Raw genomic sequence first — 25,023 nt, 5'->3', positions numbered from 1 at the left:
CCTCAGCGGGCAAGCTGGGATTTCGCCCAGCGCTTGTCCTCGTCCAGCGTGTTCATGGTGCGGCGGGGGCGGAGGTTGGCGGGGCTCAGCCGGTTCTTGCCGACGTAAGCCAGGATGCCGCCCACCGCCAGAACCGTCACGCCGACGATCAGCGCGGACAGCCACGGGGCCAGGACGTTGGACAGGCCGAGAACCGCGGAGGCAAGCAGGACCAGGACGCCGGCGAAGGCGACCAGTCCGCCGACGGCGATGAAGGCCACGCCACCGGCGGCCTCGGCGGCCTTGTCGGTCAGCTCGGCCTTCGCCAACGCGATCTCGGATCGGGCGAGGTTGGCGGATTCGCGGGCGAGATCGGCGAACAGGCCGGCGAGCGGCCGGTCCTGCCGCGGATCCCGCGGCTCGTCATAGCGGTTCTCGGCGGCGCTCATGGACGCTGACCCTGCGGCTTGGAGGTGGAGGAGCTGGCCCCGGCAGGGCCGCCCTGGCTACCGCCCTGGACGCTGCCGACCTCGGTGGCGCCGGAGTTCACGGTGCTGGCGCCGAGAGCGGTGTCCGCCGACGGCGAGGCGCCGTGGCCGGTGACCGAGGCCGGGGCGGTGGACATCGGCATGCCGATGCGGCCGGCGGCCGGCTTCGGCTCTTCCAGACGCTCCGATCCGCGTTCGGAGTCCATGCGGCCGGCGAGACGGCCGGTGTTCACAGCCGACGACCCCGTCGTCGGGGTGTCGGCGCTGTGGGGCGGGGTGCTGCGGCCGACGGACTCGCCGATGCCGCCGGCCATGCCACGGCTGGGGGCGGAGCCGCGGCCCGTGTCCCGGCCGGTATCGCGGCCGGTGTCGTAGGAGGCGCCGCGGGCGGTGCGCACGGATTGCGACGGGTGCGCAGTGCCGCGAAGCGAGGTCGAGGCGCGGTGCATGCGGCGGTCGCTGGAGCTTTTGAGGAAACGCGCGGCGAGGAATCCGACGGCGAAGGCGGCACCGATGAACACCTCGGGCTGGCGGCGGGCGAAGCCCTCGACCTCGCCGACGATGTCGTCGACGGAGGCGTCGCGCAGCATGTCGGCGACACGCTCGACGCGGCTGGCCGCCTGCTCGGCGTAATCGGCGACCACGCCGCCATTCTCCTCGTTCAGCTGCTCGGCGGCCTTGTGCAGGGCGTTGGCGACGCCGCCCAGCTGATCGGCGGCGCGGCCGGTCTGCTGCTCCAGCAGCGAGCGGATGCGGCCCTGGGCGTTGCCCAGCGTCTCGCGCCCGGTGGACATCACATCGTCGGCCGCGCGGTTGACGGTCTTCTTCATCTCATCGACGCTGCCGCCGGCGTTCGAGCTGCCGGCAGCGAAATTTCCGGTCGGCGGGCTTCCAGCGGTTGAACTTCCGGTCGTGGAGCCGGTCGGGGTCGGTCCGCCGGTGCCGGTCATGTCGCGGTTCGGCATCTTGTCTTTCCTCCTCGGGGATTCCGGTATTCCGTGGCTCCGCGCCTGCGGCTTCAAACCGCCCGTTGCGGAAGCGGGTGTCGGGAAGTGAAACACGGCCCAGGCCTTCGGGGTTCCACGCACGCACCGCGCGAAATGGACAGTTTCTCCGATTGTGCTAAACTTTGCCGCGAACAGGTTGGTTCGGCCGAACTGGGGGTGGCGGCATGAGCGTCTTCAGCGTGGTGGCCGACGGTCAGGCCGGACTTTTCCGTCTGCAGCAGGCGAAGAAGCCGTGGGAGAAGGAGCTGCAGGCCAAGGACGCCCACGGCCAGCTCGCCCAGAAGGCGGAGCGCGCGCAGGCGTTGACCCAGGCCGCGACAAAATGGCAGAGCGACCATGCCAGCGCCCAGGCGGCGCTGGAGGAGGCGAGGCGGGTCGGCGGGCCCAAGCAGGCGGCTGCCGCGCGGCTTGAGCAGGTCGAACGCAAGATCGAGCAGTTGAAGCTGGCGATGCGCTTTGCCCAGGGCGATCCGCAGAAGCTGGCGACCCTGGCGCGGGAGGCGGCGCTGCTGGCGCGCGAGGCCGGGCGCGCCGCAAAGGAATATGGGGCCGGCATCAAGGCCGCGGCGGAGTTGGGGCTGCCGGGCGATGCCACCGGCGGCGCCACGATGCTGTCGTCGGAGACGACGATCACCCGCACGACCACCAGCCTGACCCTGCAACAGACCGAGGTGACGCTGACCATCGGCATCTCGACGGGGGAGGGGGCGTCGGCCGCCGCCGGTTCCGCGGCAAGCACCGCCGACCTGATGGCGGCCGATGCCGGCGCCGATGCGGATGCGCAGTCCGCGGGGGCGGAGGAGATGCGGGACGGCAAGCTGCCCGCCGACATCGCCCGCCTGGTGGAGGATGTGCTGTCGGGCCTGGGCAACGGCGGGATGACCGCCGCCAGCCCGTCCGACACCGATCCGTCCGACACCGATCCGTCCGCTGCCGGCCAGCCTGCCGCCGGTCAATCCGGCGCGCCGACTGCCGGCACCGGCGGGCGAAGCGCGATGATTCAGCAGCTGATGTCCGACAACGCCTTGAAGATGTCGCGCTACCGCGAGGCCGACACCTTCGGCCAACGGGTTGAGGGGGTGCTCGCCACCTCCAAGCGCATCATCGGCGAGGCGAAGGCCGCCAACATGCTGGACGAGTCTGAAAAACGGCGGCGCGAGCGGCGGGAAGGCTTCAAGGCCGACGACAAGATGGTCGAAGCCGCCCAGAAGGAGGTCAACGCCCTGCGCGCCGCGGCGCTCGGGTCGGCCAAGGAGCTTGGGCAGGCGCTCGGGGGCACCGGAGCGCTCGGCGGCAGCACTGCGGAGGGGGCGCAGGCGCCGGCCCCGTCGACCGCCGCCGCCTCGGTTGTCCAGCCCGCCTCCCAATCGGCTGCCGTGCTTAATCTATTGGCGTGAGCGCGGCCGGTCCGGTGCCGGCCGCCTGCTACCATTTCTCCATACGCTGCGGTGCGACATTGTGTTGACCGGGTCAATCGGAAGACGCGATAACCGATGAACCAAGACTCCCGGAGAGGAGTCTGCGAACCGAGCGCAAGAGAATGGGACACGCAACGAGATGAGCAACTGGATCCGCCGTGGCGGCCTCGAAATCGCCCGCCCGCTGTACGACTTCATCAATGACGAGGCGCTGCCGGGGACCGGTGTCGACGCCGACCGTCTCTGGACCGGCCTCGACCAGCTCCTGCACGAGCTGGCGCCGCGCAACAAGGCTCTGCTGGACAAGCGCGACAGCCTGCAGGCGCAGATCGACGGCTGGCACACCGCCCGCCGCGGCAAGCTCTTCGATCAGGCCGAGTACGAGTCCTTCCTGCGCGAGATCGGCTATCTGGTACCGGAGGGCGGCGACTTCGCCGTCGGCACCGGCAAGGTCGATCCGGAGATCGCCTCTCTCGCCGGCCCGCAGCTGGTGGTGCCGATCACCAATGCCCGCTATGCCCTGAACGCCGCCAACGCGCGCTGGGGCAGCCTGTACGACGCGCTGTACGGCACCGACGCCATCCCCGGCACCCCGGCGGCCGGCGGCTATGACGCCGCCCGCGGCGCGCAGGTGATCGCCTGGGCCCGCAAGTTCCTCGACGACAGCGTTCCGCTGGCCGACGGCAGCCATGCCGACGCGACCGGCTATGCGGTCGAGGGCGACGCGCTGGCGGTGACGCTCAAGAGCGGTGGCAAGACCAGCCTGAAGGACAAGGCCGCCTTCGTCGGCTGGCAGGGCGAGGCCTCGGCGCCGTCGGCGGTGCTGCTGGTCCAGAACGGCACCCACATCGAGATCCGCATCGACCGGAGCAGCGTGATCGGCAAGGGCGATGCCGCCGGCGTCGCCGACGTCGTGCTGGAAGCCGCGCTGTCGACCATCCAGGACTGCGAGGATTCCGTCGCCGCCGTGGATGCGGAGGACAAGGTCGTCGCCTACCGCAACTGGCTGGGCCTGATGAAGGGCACGCTGGAGGCCAGCTTCCCCAAGGGCGACAAGACCGTCGTCCGCAAGCTGAACCCCGACCGCACCTACACCACGCCGACCGGCAGCGTCACCCTGCATGGCCGCAGCCTGCTGCTGGTCCGCAACGTCGGCCACCTGATGACCATCGACATGGTCAAGCTGTCCGACGGCAGCGAGGCGCCGGAAGGCATCCTCGACGGCGTCTTCACCTCGCTGATCGCGCTGCACGACCTGAAGGCCGAGGGTGGCCTGCGCAACAGCCGCGCCGGCTCGGTCTACATCGTGAAGCCGAAGATGCACGGGCCGGAGGAGGTCGCCTTTGCCGACGAGCTGTTCGGCCGTGTCGAGGATCTGCTGGGCATGGCCCGCAACACCCTCAAGGTCGGCATCATGGACGAGGAGCGCCGCACCAGCGTCAACCTCAAGGAGTGCATCCGCGCCGCCAAGGACCGGGTGGTGTTCATCAACACCGGCTTCCTTGACCGCACAGGCGACGAGATCCACACCTCGATGGAGGCCGGCCCGGTCGTTCGCAAGGCGGCGATGAAGGCCACCAAATGGATCTCCGCCTATGAGGACAACAACGTCGATGTCGGGCTGCGCGCCGGTCTGAAGGGCCGTGCCCAGATCGGCAAGGGCATGTGGGCGATGCCCGACCTGATGGCCGACATGCTGGTCGCCAAGATCGGCCATCCGAAGGCCGGCGCCAACACCGCCTGGGTGCCGTCGCCGACCGCCGCCACCCTGCACGCCACCCACTATCACGCGGTGAACGTGGCCGAGGTGCAGGACCAGCTGGCCAAGCGGCAGGCCGCCGCCCTGTCCGACATCCTGACCATCCCGCTCGCCGACCGCCCCAACTGGTCGGAGGACGAGATCCGGCAGGAGTTGGAGAACAACGCCCAGGGCATCCTCGGCTATGTGGTGCGCTGGATCGACCAGGGCGTCGGCTGCTCCAAGGTGCCGGACATCCATGACGTCGGGCTGATGGAAGACCGCGCCACCCTGCGCATCTCCAGCCAGCACATCGCCAACTGGCTGCACCACGGCATCTGCACCGAGGCCCAGGTGATGGAGGTCATGAAGCGCATGGCTGCCGTCGTCGACAAGCAGAATGCCGGCGACCCGCTGTACAAGCCGATGGCCGGCAACTTCGACGGCAGCATCGCTTTCCAGGCCGCCTGCGATCTGGTGTTCAAGGGCCGCATCCAGCCGAACGGCTACACCGAGCCGGTCCTGCATGCGCGCCGCCGTCAGGTGAAGGCGGCGGGGTGAGGTTTGTCTTCGCTGCGGGGGGCCTTGCTCCCCGCAGCATTTATTCCGAGTGGCCGATGTCCAGAACCCGCACCGCCACCTGCTTGGTGTAGGGGCTGGCGGCGAAATACTCGTAACGGACCGCGTTCTCGGCGGCAAACTCCTGGAACGCCCGGTACTCGTCGTCGCGCCAGCTGCGGTTGCCGATATATTCGTCGAAGACGATGATGGTTCCCGGACGCACCCGGTCGGCCAGCGCGGTCAGTACGGTGCGGGCCGAGGCATAGATGTCGCTGTCGACATTGACGAAGCGCACCGGCCCCGGATGGGCCGACAGGAACGGCGGCAGGCTGTCCTCGAACCACCCCACATGCAGGCGGGCGTTGTCGCGCACCGGCGGCAGCTGGCTGCCGGTGGTCAGCACGCCGCGGGGAGAGTTGACCCAGCCCTCCGGCAGGCCCTCGAACGAATCGAAGCCGTGGACCTCCTGGCCGGCCGCGTCGGCGATGTGGTCGAGCGAGGTGCCGCGCCGCACGCCGAACTCCAGCACCAAACCGGGTGTGGCGGCGCAGGCGACGGCGTGACGCAGCAGCCGGCCGCTGTTGCCGAACAGCCGGAAGTCGGCGGAGAGCTTCGGCAGCAGCGCCTTGACCCCGTCGGGCAGCGGGCGGCGCTTCGGGTTGTCGCCGACCTCCGCCGCTTCCACCGCGTCGGCCTCGGCATCGCGGCCGAGCAGCCGCAGGGTGGCGGCGAGATAGCCCCAATATTTGCCGGCGGCACCGCCGCAGCGGGTGGCGCGGCGCAGGCGGCGCAGGGCCTCGTCGGGGCCATGATCGTGCAGGGCCTGGGCATGGCTGCCGAACCAGCCCGCGGCATGCTCGGGATCGTCGGCCAGCAGCGCATCGAAATGGGCCAGCGCCTCCCGGTCATGCCCGAGATAGGCGGCGGCGGTGGCGGCCTCGAAGCGGATGTCGGGGGAAAGGTCGCCGGTGGCCAGCGCCTCGCGCGTCACGGCGATCGCGTCGGTGTAGCGGGCGTCGCGGCGCAAGGCCCCGGCCAGCGCCGCCGTCAGGTCGGGGCGTCCGGGGGCGAGGCGCAGCGCACGCTCCAGCAAGGTGACGGCTGGGAAGGGGGCGTTGTCGGCCTGATGGGCCTTGGCGAGGAAGGCGAGACGGTCGGCGTCTGCGGGGCTGTCGGCCAGCACCCGGCGCAGACAGGCGATGGCGGCGGCCGGACCGCGATGGCCGAGATGGGCCAGCCCCAGCAGATGGAGCCGCTCGATCCCGGAGCACGGGGGTGCGCCGCGAAGCAGGCGCAGGGCGGGGCGGTAACGGCGCGCGTCTATCAGGGCGCGCGCCTCGTCCAGTACGGTGTCAGCAGTCAAAATGACTCGTCGTCAGGGCAGCCGGCGGAAGGTCCAAACCGACGCCGGCGGAAGGTTCCGGGCGATCCAGGCATGACGCCGCGGTTTCAGCCGCAGCCGCCGGATCAACTCCGGATTCACCGGGGCGAAGGGACCATAGGTGAATTGCACGAAAACCCCGTCGGGCGCCAGCACGGAAAAGGCACCGCGCACGATCCGCGCCTGCACCGACAGCGGCATGGCGATCAGCGGCAGACCCGACACCACGGCGTCGCAGCTTTCCCAGCCATGGGCCTGAACGATCCGGTGCACCCGCGTCGCGTCGCCGCGCACCACCGTCGCGTCCGGATGCAGCAGCGAGAGATGGTCGGCAAAGGCGGGGTCCAGTTCGACCATCAGCAGATTGTTCGGAGCGACCCCATGGCCGAGCAGGGCGGAGGTGACGGGACCGGTGCCCGGCCCCAGTTCCACCACGCGGCGGTTGGGACCGCATTGGGCGGCCTTCGCCATGGCCCGGCACAATTCGGTACCGCTTGGAGTTACCGATGCGACCTTCAGGGGTGAGCGAATCCAGCGCTCGACAAAAAGCTTGCGTTCAGCAAGTGACATCGACCGACCTCCCAACAGACGCCGGATCAATTCCTCGGCTCTGCTTCAACCCTTTCTACTGAGTTACGTTTCATTGCGCCAGCCGAATGGATTTTGAACGTTCGTTTAACAAAACCGTGACGCCGCCATGAAATTTTGTGGACATCGAGTATTTTGCGGACTGCGCCGGTGGGGGTAATCCCAATCGTTGCGGTCGGGCCGGATGCCGGGCCCCTGGTGAATTCCGGTCGCCATGTTCTCCTTTTCTTCCACTCCACCGTTGACATGGCCGGGACCGGCGGGGCACCGTTGCGAAATCGGAAGGACTCGGTACCAGGGGACCAGAACACGACATGCCGACGCTCGCGCCCGATCATTCGGACCTGTTCGACGACGTGGGCAAGCCGCCCCGGCTGCTGGAACTCGATGTCGCACGCATCCTGCGCAATCCGGGCATGCCGCGCCGCCATTTCGACCCGGAAGAGATGAAGGGGCTGGCCGATTCGATCGCGCATTACGGGCTGAAGCAGCCGATCCTGGTGCAGGAGGTCGTGGGCGGCCACCGGTTGGTTGCCGGCGAACGGCGACTGCGCGCGCACGAGATGCTGGGGCTGGCGACCATCTATGCGCTGGTCACCTCAGGCAATCCGGACGAGCTGTCGCTGGTGGAGAATGTGCAGCGCGTCGATCTGGACGCGCTGGAACTGGCGGAGGCGCTGGCCCGGCTGATCGACCGCTTCGGCTACACCCAGGAGCAGCTGGGCCGCATCATCGGCAAGAGCCAGAGCAACGTCAGCCACACCCTGCGGCTGAACAGCCTGCCGGAAACCATCAAGCAGGAATATGCCGCCGCCCACCATGACGTGTCCCGCTCCACCCTGATCGAGATCGCCTGGATCAAGGATTTGGACGAGCAGATCGCGCTGTGGGAGCAGGTGAAGGCCGGCGACGGCACCGTCCAGGCCGCCCGCAGCCGCAAGGATGCCGCGAAGGAGCCGTCGTTGCGCACCATGTCGGCGGTGGGCCGTTTCCTCGACGCGCTGCGCCGTGCGACCGCCCGTCTGGGCGACCCGCGGGAACACCGGGCCTATGTCGACGATATGCAACGCCGAGAACTGATCAGTCTGCGCCGCCGTATCGACCTGCTGCTGGGTGACGAGCCGATGGTCGATTGACCTGCTGTGCCCATGTTATCCCGAACCTCGCGCCTTAGTTGCGGCGGGGTTCGGGATGCACGGTTGGGTGGGCGGCTTTACGGACGGTTCGGGTAGAGGCCGGTTACGGCAATGCAGACGGTCTGCCCGATCGCCGGGGACTGGGTGGAGACTTTCTGGGTCGCGCCGGCCGCAGCCTGGGCGATGGCCACCGTGCCGCCGGTGATGCCGGTGCTGGGTACGGTGATGGAGCCGGTGGCCGTCCCCTTCACATTGGCTGCGGTGCCCGGTCCGCTGGTGTTGTACGGACCGTTCAGGGTGACGCCGAGGCCGCCATCCGAGACGCTGGCATCGCCGAGATAGACGGTTCCCGAGGTCGGGGCCGACACCGGGTTGCCGCCGTTGGTGATGGGAACGCTGACGTTGCCTGTGAACGGCACGGTGGTCGAACTGCCCGATCCGCCGCCGGTGCCGGTGAAGGTGGCGGCGTGGGTGTGCGGCTGAAGCGGGACCTGTGCCGGCGCCAGCAGAAGCTCCTGCTGGCCGACCTTGGCGCCAATCGTGATGTTCGCCAGGCCGGGACCGGTGCCGCTGCCGATGGCGGCACGGCCGCGCAGGTCGGGAATGGCGAACAAATCCGAATTGTTGCCGCCATAGCGGTAGCCGATCAATGCGAACAGTGCCTGGTTGTCGCGGACCGTAAGAGTGCGGCCGTCTGCCGTGACATAGCCCTGCGGGCACCAGTCGAACGCGTATGTGCAGATTGTCCCGATATAGGGCTCGACGTTGCAGGCTGATGCGGGGGCGCTGAAAAGGGCCAGGCCGGTCGCCATTGCAAAGCAGGCCGGGAGCAGGTGCTTTCTCATGATGTGTCCCTTTGGATATTGATTGCTTTGTGAGATATCAAGGCTACTCAGGAGAATGTAAAATGTGCTCACACTTCTTCATACGCGCATACTTTTTGCGGAAATACAACTAAAATTGATTTTCCTTCCGCGCGGATCCTTGGGCGTGCGGATTCCGCAAGAATTTCCCGTTCCCGCGCTTCTTTGCCACCCGACCATAGCGATCGCCCGTCCGAGCTGGTGCGGCAGGAGTCGGTGACTCCACGTCGCTGCGCCGTGAGCCGTCAGTCGTTCAGGAAGGGATTGTACAGCCTTTCATTGCCGAAGCTCGACATCGGGCCATGACCGGGAATGAAGGCGATATCGTCACCGTACGGGAACAGCTTGCCACGGATCGAGGCGATCAGGTCGGCGTAATTGCCCTTGGGGAAATCTGTGCGGCCGATCGAGCCCTGGAACAGCACGTCGCCGACGATGGCCAGCTTCGACGGCCGATGGACGAACACCACATGACCGGGGGTGTGGCCGGGGCAGTGCCGGACCTCCAGCCTCTGGTTGCCGACGGTCACGGTGTCGCCGTCCTCCAGCCAACGGTTGGGCGTGAAGGAGCGGACGGGCGGAAAGCCGAACATCTGGCTCTGCATCGGCATGCCGTCGATCCAGAACTGGTCCTCGCGGTGCGGACCCTCGATCGGCAGCGACAGCTTGTCGGCCAGGTCCGCAACCGCGCCGGCATGGTCGATGTGGCCGTGAGTGACCAGGATCTTCTCCAGCGTCACACCCTTCGCCTTCGCCGCAGCAAGGATGCGCTCCAGGTCGCCACCGGGATCGATGGCGGCACCCTTCATCGTCTCGGGGCACCAGAGCACCGTGCAGTTCTGCTGGAACGGGGTGACCGGAACGATGGCGTACTGCATGTCCTGACCTTCGTGCTGCGTGGAGATGTCGGAATGGATCAATCGGCCGCGCGTGACCTTATCGCGCCCGTGGCGGCCGTCGCAAACCATTCGCGCAAAGCCGGTCGCATTGGGCGGCGATTCTGGCTAAGGTCCGCAAGTCCGGGCGGGTGTCATGCCTTCGGGTGGAATACCGGGCCGGCACCAAATGTTAACCACTGAAGCTCTAGACCGGGGCGGACGTACCAGCCGCCGCCGCAAAGAATACGGATTCCGCCGGAATGCTGTCGCAGAAAGCCAAATACGCGTTGCGTGCCCTGATCATGCTGGCGGAGAAGGACAATGGCGATCTGATCCTGATCGCTGACATCGCCGAGCGCGAGAACATCCCGCGCAAGTTCCTGGAAGCGATCCTGGTGGAGTTGCGCAAGGAAGGGCTGCTGTTCGCCAAGCGTGGCAAGAGCGGCGGATACCGGCTTGCGCGGCCGGCGGCGCAGATCACCTTCGGCGAGGTGATTCGCCTGATCGACGGCCATCTGGCACCGATCCCCTGTGCCAGCAAGGCCTCCTTCCGGCCGTGCGAGGACTGCATCGATACGCAGACCTGCTCGGTCCGCTGGCTGATGGTCCAGGTCCGCGACGCCACCGCCGCCGTGCTCGACAACCAGACGCTGGCCGACGCCCTGCGCCATCGCCAGTCGACCGGCAACATCGCCGCCAATTTCGACATCTGACGCTTCCGGCTTTCCCCGTCCATCCTGAAATCGCAATTGAGGCCATGCTTCCGCGTCCCTATGGTTGGCGGGACCAACATGGCTTCAGGAGGGTTCCGGATGTCTGGAGAGAGGGTGGCCGTCGTCACGGCCGGGGGCAGCGGCATGGGGGCGGCTTCCGCGCGCCGTTTGGCGGCCGACGGATTCAAGGTTGCGATCCTGTCCTCCTCCGGCAAGGGCGAGGCGCTGGCCGGCGAATTGGGCGGCATCGGCGTGACCGGGTCGAACCAGTCCACCGACGACCTCAAGCGGCTGGTCGACGCCACCATGGAGCGCTGGGGCCGCATCGACGCGCTGGTCAACAGCGCCGGGCATGGCCCGCGGGGGCCGCTGCTGGAGATCAGCGACGAGGAGTGGCACCGCGGGATTGAGGTCTATTTCCTCAACGTCGTGCGGGCGGTCCGTCTGGTGGCGCCGGTCATGGTGGCGCAAAAGTCCGGCTCCATCGTCAACATCTCCACCGCCTGGGCGTTCGAGCCGAGCGCCATGTTCCCGACCTCCGCCGTCGCACGGGCCGGTCTGGCCGCCTACACCAAGATCTTCGCCGACCAGTATGCGGCGGACAATGTGCGGATGAACAACGTCCTGCCCGGCTGGATCGACAGCCTGCCGGCGACCGAGGAGCGCCGCGAGAGCGTGCCCATGCAGCGTTACGGCAGCAGCGATGAGATTGCGGCCACGGTGGCCTTCCTGGCCTCGCCCGGAGCCGGCTACATCACCGGACAGAACATAAGGGTCGACGGCGGCCTCACCCGTTCGGTTTGAGCCGTAAGGACCTTCGAAAACGAAAAAGGGCCGGCGAAGCGCCGGCCCTTCTGTCTTTGGAGCTCCCCGCCGCCTCAGTCGGCGAACGGGTCGGTCATCAGGATGGTGTCGTCGCGCTCCGGGCTGGTCGACAGCAGGGCGACCGGGGCCTGGATCAGTTCCTCGATGTGGCGGACATACTTGACCGCCTGGGCCGGCAGCTCCGCCCACGAACGGGCGCCGCGGGTGGTGTCCTTCCAGCCTTCGAAGGTCTCGTAGATCGGCTCGACGCGGGCCTGGGCGCCGGCGTTGGACGGGTAATAGTCCAGCTCCTTGCCGTCCAGGCGGTAGCCGACGCAGACCTTGATCTCGTCGAAGCCGTCCAGCACGTCCAGCTTGGTCAGGGCGATGCCGTCGATGCCGCCGGTCTTGACGGCCTGGCGCACCATGACGGCGTCGAACCAGCCGCAGCGGCGCTTGCGCCCGGTGACGACGCCGAACTCCTTGCCCTTCTGGCCGATCAGCTCGCCGATCTCGTCCTTCAGCTCGGTCGGGAAGGGACCGGAGCCGACGCGGGTGGTGTAGGCCTTGCAGATGCCCAGCACATAGCCGACGGCACGCGGACCCATGCCGCTGCCGGCGGCGGCGTTGCCGGCCACCGTGTTGGAGGAGGTGACGTACGGATAGGTGCCGTGATCGATGTCCAGCATCGTGCCCTGGGCGCCTTCGAACAGGATGCGCTTGCCGGCGCGGCGCAGTTCGTCCAGCTGCTTCCAGACGACGGCGGCATAGGGCAGCACCTGCGGGGCGATCTCGCGCAGCGGCTCCAGGATGTCGGCCGGGGTCATTTCCGGCGCGCCCAGCGCGCGGAACAGCGCGTTGTGGTGTGCCAGCAGGGCGTCGACCTTCTCCACCAGCACGGCGTCGTCGGTCAGGTCGCACAGGCGGATGGCGCGGCGGGCGACCTTGTCCTCATAGGCCGGACCGATGCCCCGGCCGGTGGTGCCGATCTTGCCGGCGCCCTTGGCCTCTTCGCGCGCCTTGTCGAGCGCGCTGTGCACCGGCAGGATCAGCGGGACATTCTCGGCGACGATCAGGTTCTCCGGCGTGACGGAAACACCCTTGTCCTTGATCGCGTTCACTTCGCGGATGAAGGCCCACGGGTCGAAGACGACGCCGTTGCCGATGACCGACAGCTTGCTCTGGCGCACGACGCCGGAGGGCAGCAGGCTCAGCTTGTATTCGACGCCGTTGATCACCAGCGTGTGGCCGGCGTTGTGACCGCCCTGGAAGCGCACCACCACGTCGGCCCGGCTGGACAGCCAGTCGACGATCTTGCCCTTGCCCTCGTCGCCCCACTGGGCGCCGACCACCGCAACGTTGGCCATCTCTCGTCTCCGCAAAACTAAAAAGGAACCGCTCGACCTTACCGATCCACCGCAGGGTACCATCCGCGCGGTGTGGGGGTCCGTTCACCCAAGACTCGAACCTGCAGAACGCAAGTTTACCCGACCGGCTTGACGTCCCCGCCGGCCAGCCAATGGCCGCACTGAAGCCGCTTGGCCTCCGCGGCCGCATCGGCAACCGGGGCAAGCCCGGCCACCGTAACCCAACCGTCAGCCCGCAGCCGGCGCGCCGTGTCCCAGCCGGTACCGTGCGGCACATACACGCGCCCCGGCGCCTTGGCCGGCGGAACGGCGCGCAGCAGCGTGTCCATATACAAGGTGAAGCCGGTCGCCGGTTCTCCCCGGCCATCCCCCTTGGCATCGCCCTGGGCCCCGGCACGATAGCGCCCGCCCTGGCCAAGCTCGCCCGCCGCGCGGGAGAACAGGGTGAAGCTGAGGCCGGTCTGGTATTCGAAGCCGCGATGCTCCACCAGATCGACGGTCACCGTCAGGTCGGGCATCGCCGCGTGCAGCAGGGCCAGCGTGTCGGTCAGCCGGCGGCGGTCCTTCTCGGCGCCCTCCGGCAGCGGCAGTGCGGCCAGCGCCTGCATCGCGCGGTCGGCCGGGCCGGAGGCGCTCATCAGCGACTCCAGCAACGCCCCCGCCGGTCCCCCGACAGCGGCCACGGCGGCGGCATCCTTGCGGTCGAGCGCCGCACGCAGCTGCCGGATCTCATCCTCGCCAAGGCCGAGCCCGGCGCAGATGCGCGACACCATGGTGGGAACGCAGAGGTCGACCGACAGGTGCGGCACGCCGATGGCGGTCAGCGCCTGGACGGCCAGCAGGACCACCTCGGCATCCGCCTCCGCCTCGAGCGCGCCGATCAGCTCGACGCCGACCTGGGTGAACTGGCGTTCCGGGCGCAGCTGCGATCCCTTCACCCGCAGAACCTGCCCGGCGTAGCACAGCCGCAGCGGCCGGGCCTCGTTCTTCAGGCGGGTGGTGGCGATGCGGGCGATCTGCGGCGTGATGTCGGCGCGGACCGCCATCATCCGCTGCGAATGCGGGTCCATCAGCCGGAAGGTCTGCTTGGACATCGCCGCACCGGGTCCGGAGAGCAGGTTCTCCTCGAACTCGACCAGAGGCGGATCGACCCGGCGGTAGCCTTGCGCGGCGAATTCCGCCAGCAGGCGTTCGACGGCGGCCGCCTCGTGCGCCGCTTCGGACGGCAGCACGTCGTGCAGTCCGGCGGGAAGCAGGGCGGAACTCAATGCGTCGGCAGGCATGACCAGCGTCGTCTCGTTTCAGGCAAGGAACAGGGTGCCGCGGCGAATGTCGGACACACGGGGCGGGCTAATACCCGACACCCGCGCCGCATGCAAACGGAAAAGCCCCGCACTTCGGCGGTATCTCCCCTGCGCGGCCGGGGCAGATGGAGGACGTCGCGGGAATTTCGTGGCCTTTGCCGGACAAAGTGTCGCTGTGGGGAACGTGGGGGAGTGCTCAGCCGGCGTCCGCCGGTCCGATCTCGTCGTCGAAGGCACCCGGCAGGTCCTTTTCCGGAAGCTCGGCGGAAGGGGGCGCCGGCGAAACCACGGCGAAGCTGCTGGCGTCGTTCTTCGGCCGCAGGATGGTCAGNCGTGGTCGCCGATGCGCTCCAGGTTCTTCGCCATGAACAGCAGATGGGTGCAGGGCGTGATGTTGCGCGGATCCTCCATCATGTAGGTCAGGACCTCGCGGAACAGGCTGGTGTAGAGGTCGTCCAGTTCCTCGTCGCGCTCCCAGGCGGCGATGGCCTTGTCCACGTCGCGCTCGATGTAGGCGTCCAGGACCTCTTTCAGGATGGCTTCGACCAGCCGGCCCATGCGCGGGATGCCGGCAGCCGGACGCACCACCGGCACCTGGGCAAGGGCCAGCGACCGTTTGGCCACGTTGGCGGCATAGTCGCCGATGCGTTCCAGGTCGGCTGAAACCTTCAGGGCCGAGACGATCTCGCGGAGATCCTGGGCCATCGGCTGACGCAGGGCCAGCAGCCGCACCGCCTCCGCGTCGATATCGCGTTCGTAGGCATCGAGCCGGGCGTCGGCCTGCATCACCTGGGAGGCCAGCCCGACATCGCGCCGCGATACCGCCTTGACGGCGGCCGCCACCTGGGCCTCCGCCACGCCGCCCATCTGGGTGACAAGGTTCGACAGGCGCTGGAGTTCCTGCGCGAAGGAGCGGACGATGTGTTCGGTGCCCATGATTCGGTCGTGACGTCCCATTGATGCCCGTCCCGACCGCCGCGACCGGAACGGTCGCCTGGGCGCGGGACGCGTACAGTACCGTCGGGTGATGACGCCGGAATGGCGGCTTCATTGCGGTTTCATGACAATCTCGCGGCGGTTGTAGGGCAGGCGTTACAGACAATGGGGTGTCGAGGCGGCGCATTGGATTTGAAGTAACTCGGTAACTTCGCTAAAGGGTATTCAGCCATATTGAATCCGTCCGCAGCGGGTATGCCCCGTTGCATAGACCGGGAGGCCGTTTCCATGTCCGTCGCGTTCCAGATGCCCGCCCGCGCGGTCGTCGCCGGCGCCTTGCTTCTGCTGACTGCCTCTCCGGAGGCGCTGGCCGCCGATCCGGCGCCTGCCGCGGTGGGTGCCGCGCCCACCGCGCTGGTGGAGGATGTTTCGGACGGTGTCGACGGCGTGCAGCCGATGGATTATCTGCCGGCCGGTCGCACCGTGGCGCTGAAGTCCGGCCAGACGCTGACGCTGAGCTATTTGGAATCCTGCGTGAACGAGACGATCACCGGCGGTTCGGTGACGGTCGGCGCCCGCGAGTCGGCGGTTCAGGGCGGAACCATCGACCGCCACACGCTGCCCTGTGACGGCGGCAAACTTCTGCTGGCGTCGAACGAGGCGGGCAAGGCGGGGGTGACCGTCTTCCGCAGCGCGCCCATCGCCCTGCCGGGCATGAAGGCGCCGCTGCCCAAGCCGGACTTCACGCTGTACAAGACCCATCCTGTGCTGATCCTGTCGGCTCCCGGCCCGGTCACCATCGACCGGCTGGATATGCAGGGCATCGCGCTGACCACGGTCAATGTCCCCGGCACGACTCTGGATACCGCCAAGGGGGGCACCGGGCTGGAACCCGGCGGCCTCTACAAGGTTTCCGCCGGCCAGAAGTCCTTCGTCGTCAAGATCGACGACAAGGCGGTTGCCGGCGGCGGTCCGGCTCTTGGCCGGCTGATCCGTTTCTGACCGGTCCGGCGTGAGGCTGCCGACGATGACGCTGCCCCGGCGGGTGAGGCTGGTCCTGCTGGGCGCTGTCACGCCCATCGTCGCAGGGCTTCTGGCGCTGGCGGCCTCGCCATCGCTGCAGGGTCCGTCCATCGACAGTCTCTATTGGCTGCGCGAGCATCTGTACGGCCCCCGGCCGGCGCCCGACCCGTCGCCGGTGGTGGTGGTCGGCATCGACGAGGAGACCTACCGCCGCCCGCCCTTCGCCGGCACGCCGCAGGCGCTGTGGGGGCCGCGGCTGGGCACGGTGCTGGGGGCGATACTGGACGGCGGGGCGGCGGCCATCGGTCTCGACCTTGTGCATCCGACCTCCGTCGAGACGCTGATCCCCGGTTTCGAGCGCGACTATCTGCTGACCCTGCGCCGCGGCGGCAAGGAGGGCCGGCTGGTGCTGGCCAAGGTGCAGCACCAGAGCGACCCGCTGATGCCCTACCGCGGCTATATGATCGCCGCCGGCATCAACAATATCCGCTCCGTCAATCTTGTCGAGGATCCCGACGGCGTGCTGCGCCGCGTGCCGCTGACGCTGAGCGTAAGCGGGTCGGATGGGCAACCGAAGGCCGAGCCCGGCATGGCGGTGGAGGTGGCGTCCCGGGCGCTGAAGGCGCCGCTGGAGCGGGCGGCTGACGGTTCCTTCACGCTGGGCGGCCACCGGCTGCCGGGTGGGGAGGGCAACCGGCTGCTGGTCAACCATGCCACGGCGGCCGGCGCCATCCCGACCTATTCGCTGGCCGACCTGCATGCCTGCGCCGAAGCCGGCAAGGCCGACTATTTTGCCAAGCATTTCAAGGGCAAGGCGGTGATGGTCGGCACCGTGCTTGATGTGGAGGACCGCAAGCTCTCCTCCAACCGCTGGGTGACGAAGCCGGAGGGGCTGAACCTGCCCGAACGCTGTGCCCTGCCGGTGATGAGTGACCTGTATGTCGCCGGCCGCACGCGCGACAGCATTCCCGGTGTCTACATCCACGCCGCCGCCATCTCCAACCTGATGACCCGAGATGCACTATCCGAGGTGGGAAAGCCCGCTGCCGCGGCGCTGGTCCTGCTGCTGGCCGGGGTCGCCGCCCTGGTGACGTTGGCCGCCCGCCCGCCGCTGGCCGCCGCTGGCCTGATCCTGCTGCTGGCCGTCTGGAGCGGGGTGTCGGTCGGGCTGTTCCGGGGCGGTCTGGTCCTGCCCTATCTGCAGGCGGCGCTGGCTGCCCTGCTGGTCTTCCCGCTGGCGCTGGGCTTCCGCTTCGCCGTGCTCGACCGTGACCAGCGGCACATCCGCAATGCTTTCAAGCTCTACCTGCCGGGATCGCTGATCGACGACATGATCGCATCGGGCCAGTCGCCCAGCCTCGGCGGCGAGGAGCGTGACCTGTCGATCTTGTTCTGCGACATCGCCGGCTTTACCAAGATGTCGGAGGGGATGGAGCCGGAAGCGCTTGTCACCGTGCTGAACCGCTATTTCACGGTGATGACCGATATCATCGAGGCACATGGCGGCTTCGTCGACAAATACATCGGCGATGCGGTTCTGGCGGTGTTCGGCGCGCCCTATGCCATCGACAACCACGCCCGCGCCGCGGTGGCGGCGGCGCTGGCGATGCGGCAGGCGATGGCGGACGACCCGACCCTGCTGGCGACCTCCAGCGGACGAGGTTCCAACCGCATCGGCATCGCCACCGGTCCGGCGCTGATCGGCAACATCGGCTCACCGCGCCGCTTCAACTATACGGTGATGGGCGATACGGTGAACCTGGCCTCCCGCCTGGAAGGGGCCAACAAATATTACAACACCGCACTGATGGTCAGCGGCGAGACGGTACGCCATCATGGCGACCCGGAGGCCTTCCGCAGCCTCGACATCGTCCAGGTGGTCGGCCGCAGCGAACCGGTCGAGGTGTTCGAGCCGCTGTCCGAGGCCCGTCGCGCCGATCCCGAGGACCGCGCCCAGCGGGCCGCCTATGCCGCGGCTCTCGACCATTGGCGGGCTGGCCATTTCGACGAGGCGGTGTCCTGCTTCCGTGCCTTGGCAGCCGGCGACGGTGCCGCGTTGGCGATGCTGCACAAGGCGGAAAAGCGCCTCGGCCATCCCGCCGAACCAGGCTGGGCCGGTGTGACCGCGCTCACCGACAAGTAGCTTTCCGGCAGCTCTCTCTTAGGACCGCGATCCCCGCCATGCACCGTTCCGTTCCGTGTTCCGCCCTGCGCCTCGCCCGCCTGTCCGCCCTGCTGCTGGCGGGTGTTGCAGTTCCGCTGCCGGTGCTGGCCCAGTCTGTCTCTCCGGTGCTGCCGCCTTCGCTCGATCCCAATCGGCTGGAGCAGCGTTTCGAGCGTCCGGCGGTGCCGCAATCGGTCCCGGAAATCGAGATGCCGGAGCCGGAGAAGGCTCCGGCTCCCCGCGACGCCGAACGCATCACCTTGACGCTCAGCGAGGTCCGCATCGACGGCAACAGCGTCTATGATGCCGCCAGCCTGTCCGCCCTGTGGCGGGACAAGCTGGGCAAGCCGGTGACACTGGCCGACCTTTATGCCATTCGCGACGCCATCACCGCGCGTTACCGCAATGACGGCTATGTGCTGTCCCAGGCTGTGGTGCCGGCCCAGCGCATCCGTGACGGCATCGTTCGCCTTCAGGTGGTGGAGGGCTATGTCAGCGACGTGGTCGTGCAGGGGGAAGCGGCCGACCGTTTGGGTCTGTTGCAGCGGATGGGGGAGAAGATCAAGGCGTCCCGTCCGTTGCGCATGGCGGACATGGAGCGCTATGTCCTGCTGGCCGACGATCTGCCGGGAGTGGCGGTGAAGACCGTGCTGGAGGCCTCACCCGATACCCCCGGCGCTTCCCGTCTGACGCTTGCCCTGGAACGCACGCCCTTCTCTGGACTTCTGTCTCTGGACAACCGCGGAACCCGATCCGTCGGGCCGATGCAGGTGACCGGCGTCGCCAGTGTCGAGGACCAACTCGGTCTGTTCGAGCGCACCACCGCCCAGGGCATCGTGACCCCGCAAATCCGCGAGCTGCGCTTCTTCGACCTCAGCCAGTTGGTGCCGGTGGATGCCGAGGGCACCACCGTTGAGTACGGCGCCCGCCGTTCCTGGTCGGAGCCGGGAGACAGCGTCCGTCCGCTTGAGCTTTACAGCCTGACGAGTTCCGCCCGCATCGCGGTGGCGCATCCCTTCATCCGCAGCCGGGCGCAGACGCTGCGGGCCGGCGTCAGCTTCACCATCCGCGACAGCCGCACCGATGTGCTGGGCGACAAACTTTCGCAGGACCGGCTGCGCATCGTTGCGGCCAACGTCTCCTACGACTTCGCCGACGATTGGGGCGGCACGACCCTGCTGACGGCGGAGCTGTCCAAGGGGCTGGACATCCTGAACTCCACCTCCTCCGGCAGCGCCAACCTGACCCGCAGCGGCGGGCGCAGCGATTTCCGCAAGCTGCTGGTTTCGGCCCAGCGCAACCAGCCGCTGAACGAGTCGGTGGTCCTTGCGCTGTCCGGTGAAGCGCAGTACAGCCCCGACCAGTTGTTGTCATCCGAGGAGTATGGCGTGGGCGGGAAGCAGTATGGCCGAGCCTTCGATCCGTCGGAGCTCACCGGTGACAGCGGTTTTGCCGGCCGGGCCGAGCTTCAATATATCCTGCCGCTGCAGGAGGAGGGGCTGGATTACGCCGTCGCCTATGGTTTCGGCGACTATGGCGCGGTCTACAATTATGAAGGGGGTACACGCCATGGCCGCCGTTCCCTCGCCTCGACCGGTGTCGGCCTGCGTTTCGGCGTGTTCCGGCGGATCGACGGCAGCATGGAGGTGGCGAAGCCCTTCATCACCACGCCCTTCGGCACGCAGGACCGCGCTCCACGCGTTTTCTTCACTTTGTCGACACGGTTCTGAGGCTCCGCGTTTCCAATCCAGCACGGGGGCGGTTGCCGTACGGCTGCGGACGGTTACCCATTGGCGGCGGCGCAGCACAGGCCTGAACGGTCATGGTCATAGCCAGCTTCCGCGCATCCCCGATCCGCGTCTGCCGGTCCTTGGGAAGGAATCCGCGGCCTTGCGGTGTTGAAGGCGTCGCCCTGATGCCGACCGGGGGACCACGGCATCGGCATCGCAATCATCATTCTCCAGGATTCGGTGGGCTGCCCCAGTGCGGACGCGCCGCTCCGACGCATCCGAGGCGGTCGAATTCTTCGGTTGCTTGTGAAAAGGAGCGAAGGAGACGACGCAGTCAACGACAGTCTATTGTATGCATTTGCAATTTATCGCGGTGTTACTGAATTCATATTGACGATATCGATTGCAATGGCGAACATTAATATCGTCGTTCAATATTTTTTGGATGGATGCTATCGTGAAAATAGTATTTTCAAACCTCATGCTTGCGGCTGCGGTTATGCTGCCTTCGACCGTAATGGCGCAAGGAATGCCGAGCGGTATGGTCTTCTTCTTCACGTCCGGTGCGATATGCCCGTCGGGCAGCAGCCGGGTTGACGATGCCAGCGGCCGCTTGATTCTTGGAACCTTGCAGCCCGCCAACGTCGGAATTGCGAATTCCGCAGAGACGATGAAAGATCAAACTCCTCCGTCTCACACCCATGCCGCAACATTCACGTTCAATGTAGGATCGAACAGCATAAAGTCTGCGGGAGGAAGCCGCGATACCGGCACAAGTGGACAAAAATCATCAACCATCGGCTTCGATGTCTCAAGTGGTGATCTTCCTTATACGCAAATTCTTGTTTGCAAAGCGAATTGAGGAGGCCGAAGTGAGGTGTTCTAATATTGTGTCAGCGCTCGGTGCATTTTTTCTGGCTTCCGCCGCTACCGGAGCTCATGCAACCGACGGTTTGCCAAAAGGTACGATTGCCTATTTCGCCAAATCATGCCCCAGCGGTTGGTCGACTTACGACAATGCCAATGGGCGCTTCCTGGTGCCGGTGCCGAGCGGCGGCGGTGTCGCGGCCATGATCGGTACGCCGCTCAGCGGCGTGGATGCCGCGGGAAAACACACCCATACCGCCGAAACCACCGTCAATCCTGGCAATGTCCAACGTCAGGAGAATAGTGGGTCGAGAAAGCAGCGTGCCGCACCGGGACCGGTGAAGTCCGACCAGACGACCAGCAGTCCGGCAACCGCCCTTCTGCCTGCCGTCTCCTATCTGGTTTGCAAGAAGACGGACGATGGCGACACTTCTCCCATCAATGCCGGCGTCGCTACATTCTTCGACAACACGAGTTGCCCGTCGAACTGGCAGTCGTATGAATCAGCTCGCGGGCGTTATCTGGTCGGATTGCCAAGCAACGCATTTGGGCCGGCGAATTTCGGTGGCAAGGCTTTGAACGTGGGCGAGGAGCGTCAACACAAACACAAGTTTGACGGCACGCTCGACTACAACAATGCCGGCCTCAAGCAAAGCGGCGGCCATCACAATTTTGCCGCCCCACATGATACCAGCTTCTCGGGTTTTACCGACGATAGTGCAATCGGCGCCCCGTACATCGCGCTGACCTTCTGCAGCAAGCAGTAACCTTGACCAGAATCCCCTCTCCGGCAGCTTTTGACAGGCTGCCGGAGAGGGAATTCAATGAAGTTCGCAACAACTGCCTTGTGGTTGGCCAAAACCCGTTGGATTCGGCTCGCCTGGGTACGATACCTGGAGGCAGTCCTATGCAAACCCGATGATCAGATCAACTCGACCCGCTGAGCGACCGGTGCATCCTCCGACCCGACGGCCAGATAGCGCACATCCTCGCCGTCGGCGACAATGTCCAGTCCGGATTGACGCAGGGTGGCGCGGTCGAAATAGACGGTCGCCCCCTCTTCCCACGGCTCGATCAAGCCGGATTGGCTGTCGAGATTGTACCAACGCACGGTGCCGTAGGCCATGGTGGCCGGACCGGCGGGCTCGGCTTGACGCTCTCGCCGTTCACGCGGCGGCTTGGGCGCGCGGACGAGAGGCTCGCCACCGTCTTCGGGCTGGGCCGATGGCTGGACGGCCGACGCGGTGGGGCGGGGCGGGCGCTGGCTGCGGACGCGCGGGGCCGGCGGAGTTTCCGGCGGCGTCGCGGAGTGGATGGCGACGACCTGCGGCCCCTTGGCACCCTGGGCCAGGTCGCAGACGACCGTCGTCCCTTCGACCGGGTTGGGCAGGGAGGCGGCAGCCAGGACCGAAGCGTGCAAGAAGGCCTCGCCGGACCCATCGGCAAGGCGGACGAAACCAAAACCCTTTTCCGGCTTGAACCACTTTACTGTCGCGGTGACGCTCGTCGCGGTGACGTTCTTCAACTCTTCGCTCAAGACAGGTCCCTTTCACGTCCTGTAGGCCGGGGCGGGCGGTCCTGACGCTGAACTGGGCGCGGCACCGCTGAATGAACAAGAATAAGCCCCCGGCAGTGGAGAGCTTACCATAAAACTCCAGAAAATGACCAGCGCAGTGATGCCCTGTATTGCATCCTCGCAGTGCTGCGCAAGGCCGCTTTCGCCGCATGCACGTAAAAATAGAATTGGCGGCGAGGGCGTGTTGCTGGCATCAATGAGCTATCATTGAAAATAGAATAAAATATATCGGTTGGCTGAAGTGTCAGAGTACAAGGAGACGATCTTAAGGATCGCACCTGTCCGTCAGAGGTAGTCGTGACGTAAAGATATTATTAACCAATAAAATTGACTCATGCCTCCATCAAAACGGAGGATTGATTGATGACGACCACCGACCAGACCGCTTTTTTCGTGTCCACCAAGGGCAATGACAGCTGGTCCGGGCGGCTCGCCGCTCCCAACGCCGCCGGCACCGACGGGCCCTTCGCCAGCCTAGAGAAGGCACGCGACGCCATGCGGTCCAGCGACATCGACAGCACTTATGTCCGCGGCGGCACCTACCGCCTCGACGAGACTTTGACCCTCGACGCTCGCGACAGTGGCCACAACTTTCTCGCCTACAATAGCGAGACGCCGGTGCTGAGCGGTGGGGAGCGGGTGACCGGCTTCGTCAGCGAGGGCAAGGGTCTGTATTCTGCCAAGCTTTCATTGGCGAACGGCCTGGATGTCAGCATCGGCGGCGTCCGTCAGCATGCGGCCCAGACCGGCAACCACGCCCCGTCCGAGCCGGCGACCAGCGGCTGGCATGTGCTGAAGGCCGACTCCACGGGCGCCAGCAAAACCAGCTTCAATTTTTCCGCCGGAGACATCCCGTCGGGCCTGAAGCCCCATGCGGGTCTGGTCGTCCAGACCTTCGACACGGAACGGCTGAAGGACGACATCTCGCATGTGAAGTCGATCGACCAGTATCATCACACGGTTACGCTCGACGACGCGGCCTCCTATGGACTGCGCACCGGTGGCACCTACCGGGTGATGAATGACGCCTCGCTGATCCGCGACGCCGGAGAATTCGGCTGGCGCGCCGGTGACGGCAGGCTGGTGGTGAAGCCCGAGGATCCCGGCAGCTTCCAGTCCGACGGTGTCGTGGTCGCCCGCCTCGGTTCGCTGATCAAGACCAGCAATGCCAGCAATCTCAGCATCGAAGGGCTGACCTTCTCCGACGCGCGTTATGACGGCTCGGCGATCTCGATGCAGGGCGGGCGGGGCAATTCGGTCGGTGGCAACCACTTCGTCAATGTCGGCACTGCGGTGGCGCTCGATGGAACCGACAACAGCCGCATCGCCGGCAATCATATGGAACAGCTCGGCGGGAATGGCGTGTCGATGATCCACGCCGCCAACGGTAACCGCATCTACGCCAACACAATCGAACATATCGGCCAGATCACCAAGGGCGGGGCCGGTATCGGCGCGGTCGGCAGCAGCAACACGCTGGTCAGCAACAACGACATCAGCGACGCCCCGCGGTATGGCGTCTCTTTCAAGGAATGGGACGACGGGCAGCTGAACCGCAACAACACCGTCGAGTTCAACCGCATCCACCATGTCGGGCAGGAGACGGCTGACGGCGGCGGCATCGAAATGCTCGGCCGCTCGGCCGCCAAGATGGGTTCGGTCATCCGCGGGAACGAGATCATTGACACCGGCGGCCTCGCCACCGACGGCAAGGGGAACTGGCTGACCGATCACAAGGGCTGGGGCATCTCGCTCGATGATTTGACCAGCGGCGTGATCGTGCGCGACAACCTCGTGAAGGGCTTCGCCTGGGCCGGTATCTATGTGCACGGCGGCGACGACAATCTGCTTGAGAACAATTTCGGTGTCGCCAGCCATCCGCAGGACGCCTTCATTCGTTTGGAATGGGTGCCGAAGGCGGGTGACGAGGCACGCCCGCATGACAACACGGTGATCAACAACCTTGCTGCCGGTGACATGCCCATCGAGCAATATTGGAAGCTGCTCAGCCCCGGCAGGCTGATCATGGACGGAAATCTTGCCGCCAATGGCCGTGCCTACGGCCCGAATGATGCCGTCTTCAATCCCGGCTTCACCGACAGCGCCCGCGGCGACTATTCCCTGAAGGAGGATGCGGCGGCTCTATCCCATGGCATTCACGACCTCAGCTGGTCGTCGATGGGCGTGGAAGGCTATCAGGCCGGCGTCAGCATGATCCAGTTCTGGGATCACGCGGCCTGATGATCGGAAGGGGCGTCGGCCATTCGCTGGCGCCTCCCGCTCAAAAAATCGTCATTCTGCTGAAAAAAGTTCTTGCGCGGTTTGGGAGGGCTCGCCTATAAAGCGCCTCCCGACGCGAACGACGCCGGCGCCGCCGACACGGCAGCGACCGACACGCGACGGGGAAGCCCGACAAACCGGCGCTTTTCACCTGAACCCCAGCGGTTCGGTGAGGCTTTCGGTTTCTGCATCGGGCGGGCTCTTTGACAAGTACATACCGTG

Annotated in this window: 21 protein-coding genes; 11 read left to right on the top strand and 10 right to left on the bottom strand. The window is 66.5% G+C overall.

Annotation, left to right across the window (positions count from 1 at the left end; translation table 11 throughout):
- Window positions 1-2: 2 nt before the first annotated feature.
- Both A6A40_RS30050 and A6A40_RS30045 read right to left on the bottom strand, forming a co-directional pair.
- Window positions 3-428, bottom strand: a complete 426-nt coding sequence (locus tag A6A40_RS30050) for a phage holin family protein (RefSeq protein WP_108549458.1) — start codon at window positions 426-428, stop codon at window positions 3-5.
- A complete protein-coding gene (locus A6A40_RS30045; RefSeq protein ID WP_108549457.1) occupies window positions 425-1,432 on the bottom strand; it encodes a hypothetical protein in 1,008 nt (335 codons plus the stop codon). Before A6A40_RS30045 ends, A6A40_RS30050 begins: the two co-directional genes overlap by 4 nt.
- A 206-nt stretch (window positions 1,433-1,638) precedes the next feature.
- Here A6A40_RS30045 and A6A40_RS30040 point away from each other — a divergent pair, with 206 nt between their 5' ends.
- Both A6A40_RS30040 and A6A40_RS30035 read left to right on the top strand, forming a co-directional pair.
- Window positions 1,639-2,871 carry a hypothetical protein gene (locus A6A40_RS30040; RefSeq protein ID WP_108549456.1) on the top strand — a complete coding sequence of 411 codons (1,233 nt, stop codon included), beginning with the start codon at window positions 1,639-1,641 and terminating at the stop codon, window positions 2,869-2,871.
- 160 nt (window positions 2,872-3,031) lie between these two features.
- A complete protein-coding gene (locus A6A40_RS30035) occupies window positions 3,032-5,191 on the top strand; it encodes a malate synthase G (RefSeq protein WP_108549455.1) in 2,160 nt (719 codons plus the stop codon).
- A gap of 40 nt (window positions 5,192-5,231) precedes the next feature.
- Here the strand turns inward: A6A40_RS30035 and A6A40_RS30030 are convergent, their stop codons facing one another.
- Both A6A40_RS30030 and A6A40_RS30025 read right to left on the bottom strand, forming a co-directional pair.
- Window positions 5,232-6,554 carry a class I SAM-dependent methyltransferase gene (locus A6A40_RS30030; RefSeq protein ID WP_236784152.1) on the bottom strand — a complete coding sequence of 441 codons (1,323 nt, stop codon included), beginning with the start codon at window positions 6,552-6,554 and terminating at the stop codon, window positions 5,232-5,234.
- Window positions 6,555-6,566: 12 nt separating this feature from the next.
- Window positions 6,567-7,043, bottom strand: a complete 477-nt coding sequence (locus tag A6A40_RS30025) for a class I SAM-dependent methyltransferase (RefSeq protein ID WP_108549454.1) — start codon at window positions 7,041-7,043, stop codon at window positions 6,567-6,569.
- Between the two features lie 431 nt (window positions 7,044-7,474).
- On the opposite strand from A6A40_RS30025, the gene A6A40_RS30020 reads away from it, so the two are divergent.
- Window positions 7,475-8,296, top strand: coding sequence for a ParB/RepB/Spo0J family partition protein (locus tag A6A40_RS30020; RefSeq protein WP_108549453.1), 822 nt, complete (start codon window positions 7,475-7,477; stop codon window positions 8,294-8,296).
- 77 nt (window positions 8,297-8,373) lie between these two features.
- Here A6A40_RS30020 and A6A40_RS30015 read toward each other — a convergent pair whose 3' ends face one another.
- Together A6A40_RS30015 and A6A40_RS30010 are read right to left on the bottom strand one after the other, a co-directional pair.
- Complete coding sequence (locus A6A40_RS30015; protein ID WP_108549452.1) at window positions 8,374-9,141, bottom strand: phage tail protein; 768 nt, start codon at window positions 9,139-9,141, stop codon at window positions 8,374-8,376.
- Window positions 9,142-9,404: 263 nt separating this feature from the next.
- Window positions 9,405-10,037, bottom strand: a complete 633-nt coding sequence (locus tag A6A40_RS30010) for an MBL fold metallo-hydrolase (protein WP_108549551.1) — start codon at window positions 10,035-10,037, stop codon at window positions 9,405-9,407.
- Window positions 10,038-10,297: 260 nt separating this feature from the next.
- Here A6A40_RS30010 and A6A40_RS30005 point away from each other — a divergent pair, with 260 nt between their 5' ends.
- Window positions 10,298-10,750, top strand: coding sequence for an RrF2 family transcriptional regulator (locus A6A40_RS30005; RefSeq protein WP_108549451.1), 453 nt, complete (start codon window positions 10,298-10,300; stop codon window positions 10,748-10,750).
- A gap of 99 nt (window positions 10,751-10,849) precedes the next feature.
- On the top strand, window positions 10,850-11,554 hold the full coding sequence (locus tag A6A40_RS30000) for an SDR family oxidoreductase (protein WP_108549450.1): 705 nt from the start codon (window positions 10,850-10,852) through the stop codon (window positions 11,552-11,554).
- A gap of 74 nt (window positions 11,555-11,628) precedes the next feature.
- Here A6A40_RS30000 and A6A40_RS29995 read toward each other — a convergent pair whose 3' ends face one another.
- From A6A40_RS29995 to phoU, 3 genes are all read right to left on the bottom strand, one after another.
- Complete coding sequence (locus A6A40_RS29995; protein WP_108549449.1) at window positions 11,629-12,921, bottom strand: adenylosuccinate synthase; 1,293 nt, start codon at window positions 12,919-12,921, stop codon at window positions 11,629-11,631.
- Window positions 12,922-13,037: 116 nt separating this feature from the next.
- Window positions 13,038-14,204 (bottom strand): ATP phosphoribosyltransferase regulatory subunit, encoded by a 1,167-nt coding sequence (locus A6A40_RS29990; protein ID WP_108549448.1) that lies wholly within the window; start codon window positions 14,202-14,204, stop codon window positions 13,038-13,040.
- A gap of 353 nt (window positions 14,205-14,557) precedes the next feature.
- Window positions 14,558-15,092: phosphate signaling complex protein PhoU (gene phoU / locus A6A40_RS29980; RefSeq protein ID WP_418208643.1), on the bottom strand; the 535-nt coding region annotated here is incomplete at its 3' end.
- 357 nt (window positions 15,093-15,449) lie between these two features.
- Here phoU and A6A40_RS29975 point away from each other — a divergent pair.
- The 5 genes from A6A40_RS29975 (at window position 15,450) to A6A40_RS30630 (ending at window position 21,712) form a co-directional block, all read left to right on the top strand.
- Complete coding sequence (locus tag A6A40_RS29975) at window positions 15,450-16,163, top strand: hypothetical protein (RefSeq protein WP_108549446.1); 714 nt, start codon at window positions 15,450-15,452, stop codon at window positions 16,161-16,163.
- A gap of 25 nt (window positions 16,164-16,188) precedes the next feature.
- Window positions 16,189-18,327 (top strand): adenylate/guanylate cyclase domain-containing protein, encoded by a 2,139-nt coding sequence (locus A6A40_RS29970; protein WP_108549445.1) that lies wholly within the window; start codon window positions 16,189-16,191, stop codon window positions 18,325-18,327.
- 38 nt (window positions 18,328-18,365) lie between these two features.
- Window positions 18,366-20,078, top strand: coding sequence for a ShlB/FhaC/HecB family hemolysin secretion/activation protein (locus tag A6A40_RS29965; RefSeq protein ID WP_108549444.1), 1,713 nt, complete (start codon window positions 18,366-18,368; stop codon window positions 20,076-20,078).
- A 445-nt stretch (window positions 20,079-20,523) separates the two neighbouring features.
- Window positions 20,524-20,940: a hypothetical protein gene (locus A6A40_RS30635; protein WP_146191674.1), complete on the top strand. Its 417-nt coding sequence runs from the start codon at window positions 20,524-20,526 to the stop codon at window positions 20,938-20,940.
- Complete coding sequence (locus A6A40_RS30630) at window positions 20,894-21,712, top strand: hypothetical protein (protein ID WP_146191673.1); 819 nt, start codon at window positions 20,894-20,896, stop codon at window positions 21,710-21,712. Before A6A40_RS30635 ends, A6A40_RS30630 begins: the two co-directional genes overlap by 47 nt.
- A 155-nt stretch (window positions 21,713-21,867) precedes the next feature.
- Here A6A40_RS30630 and A6A40_RS29955 read toward each other — a convergent pair whose 3' ends face one another.
- A complete protein-coding gene (locus A6A40_RS29955; protein ID WP_236784151.1) occupies window positions 21,868-22,482 on the bottom strand; it encodes a cold-shock protein in 615 nt (204 codons plus the stop codon).
- A 402-nt stretch (window positions 22,483-22,884) separates the two neighbouring features.
- Here A6A40_RS29955 and A6A40_RS29950 point away from each other — a divergent pair, with 402 nt between their 5' ends.
- Complete coding sequence (locus A6A40_RS29950; RefSeq protein ID WP_108549442.1) at window positions 22,885-24,762, top strand: right-handed parallel beta-helix repeat-containing protein; 1,878 nt, start codon at window positions 22,885-22,887, stop codon at window positions 24,760-24,762.
- Window positions 24,763-25,023: the final 261 nt, after the last annotated feature.

Origin of the sequence: Azospirillum humicireducens, from assembly GCF_001639105.2 — a bacterium.
GTDB classification, from domain to species: domain Bacteria; phylum Pseudomonadota; class Alphaproteobacteria; order Azospirillales; family Azospirillaceae; genus Azospirillum; species Azospirillum humicireducens.
Note: the sequence above shows the minus strand (reverse complement) of the source record. Positions and strands in the feature narration are given on the sequence as shown.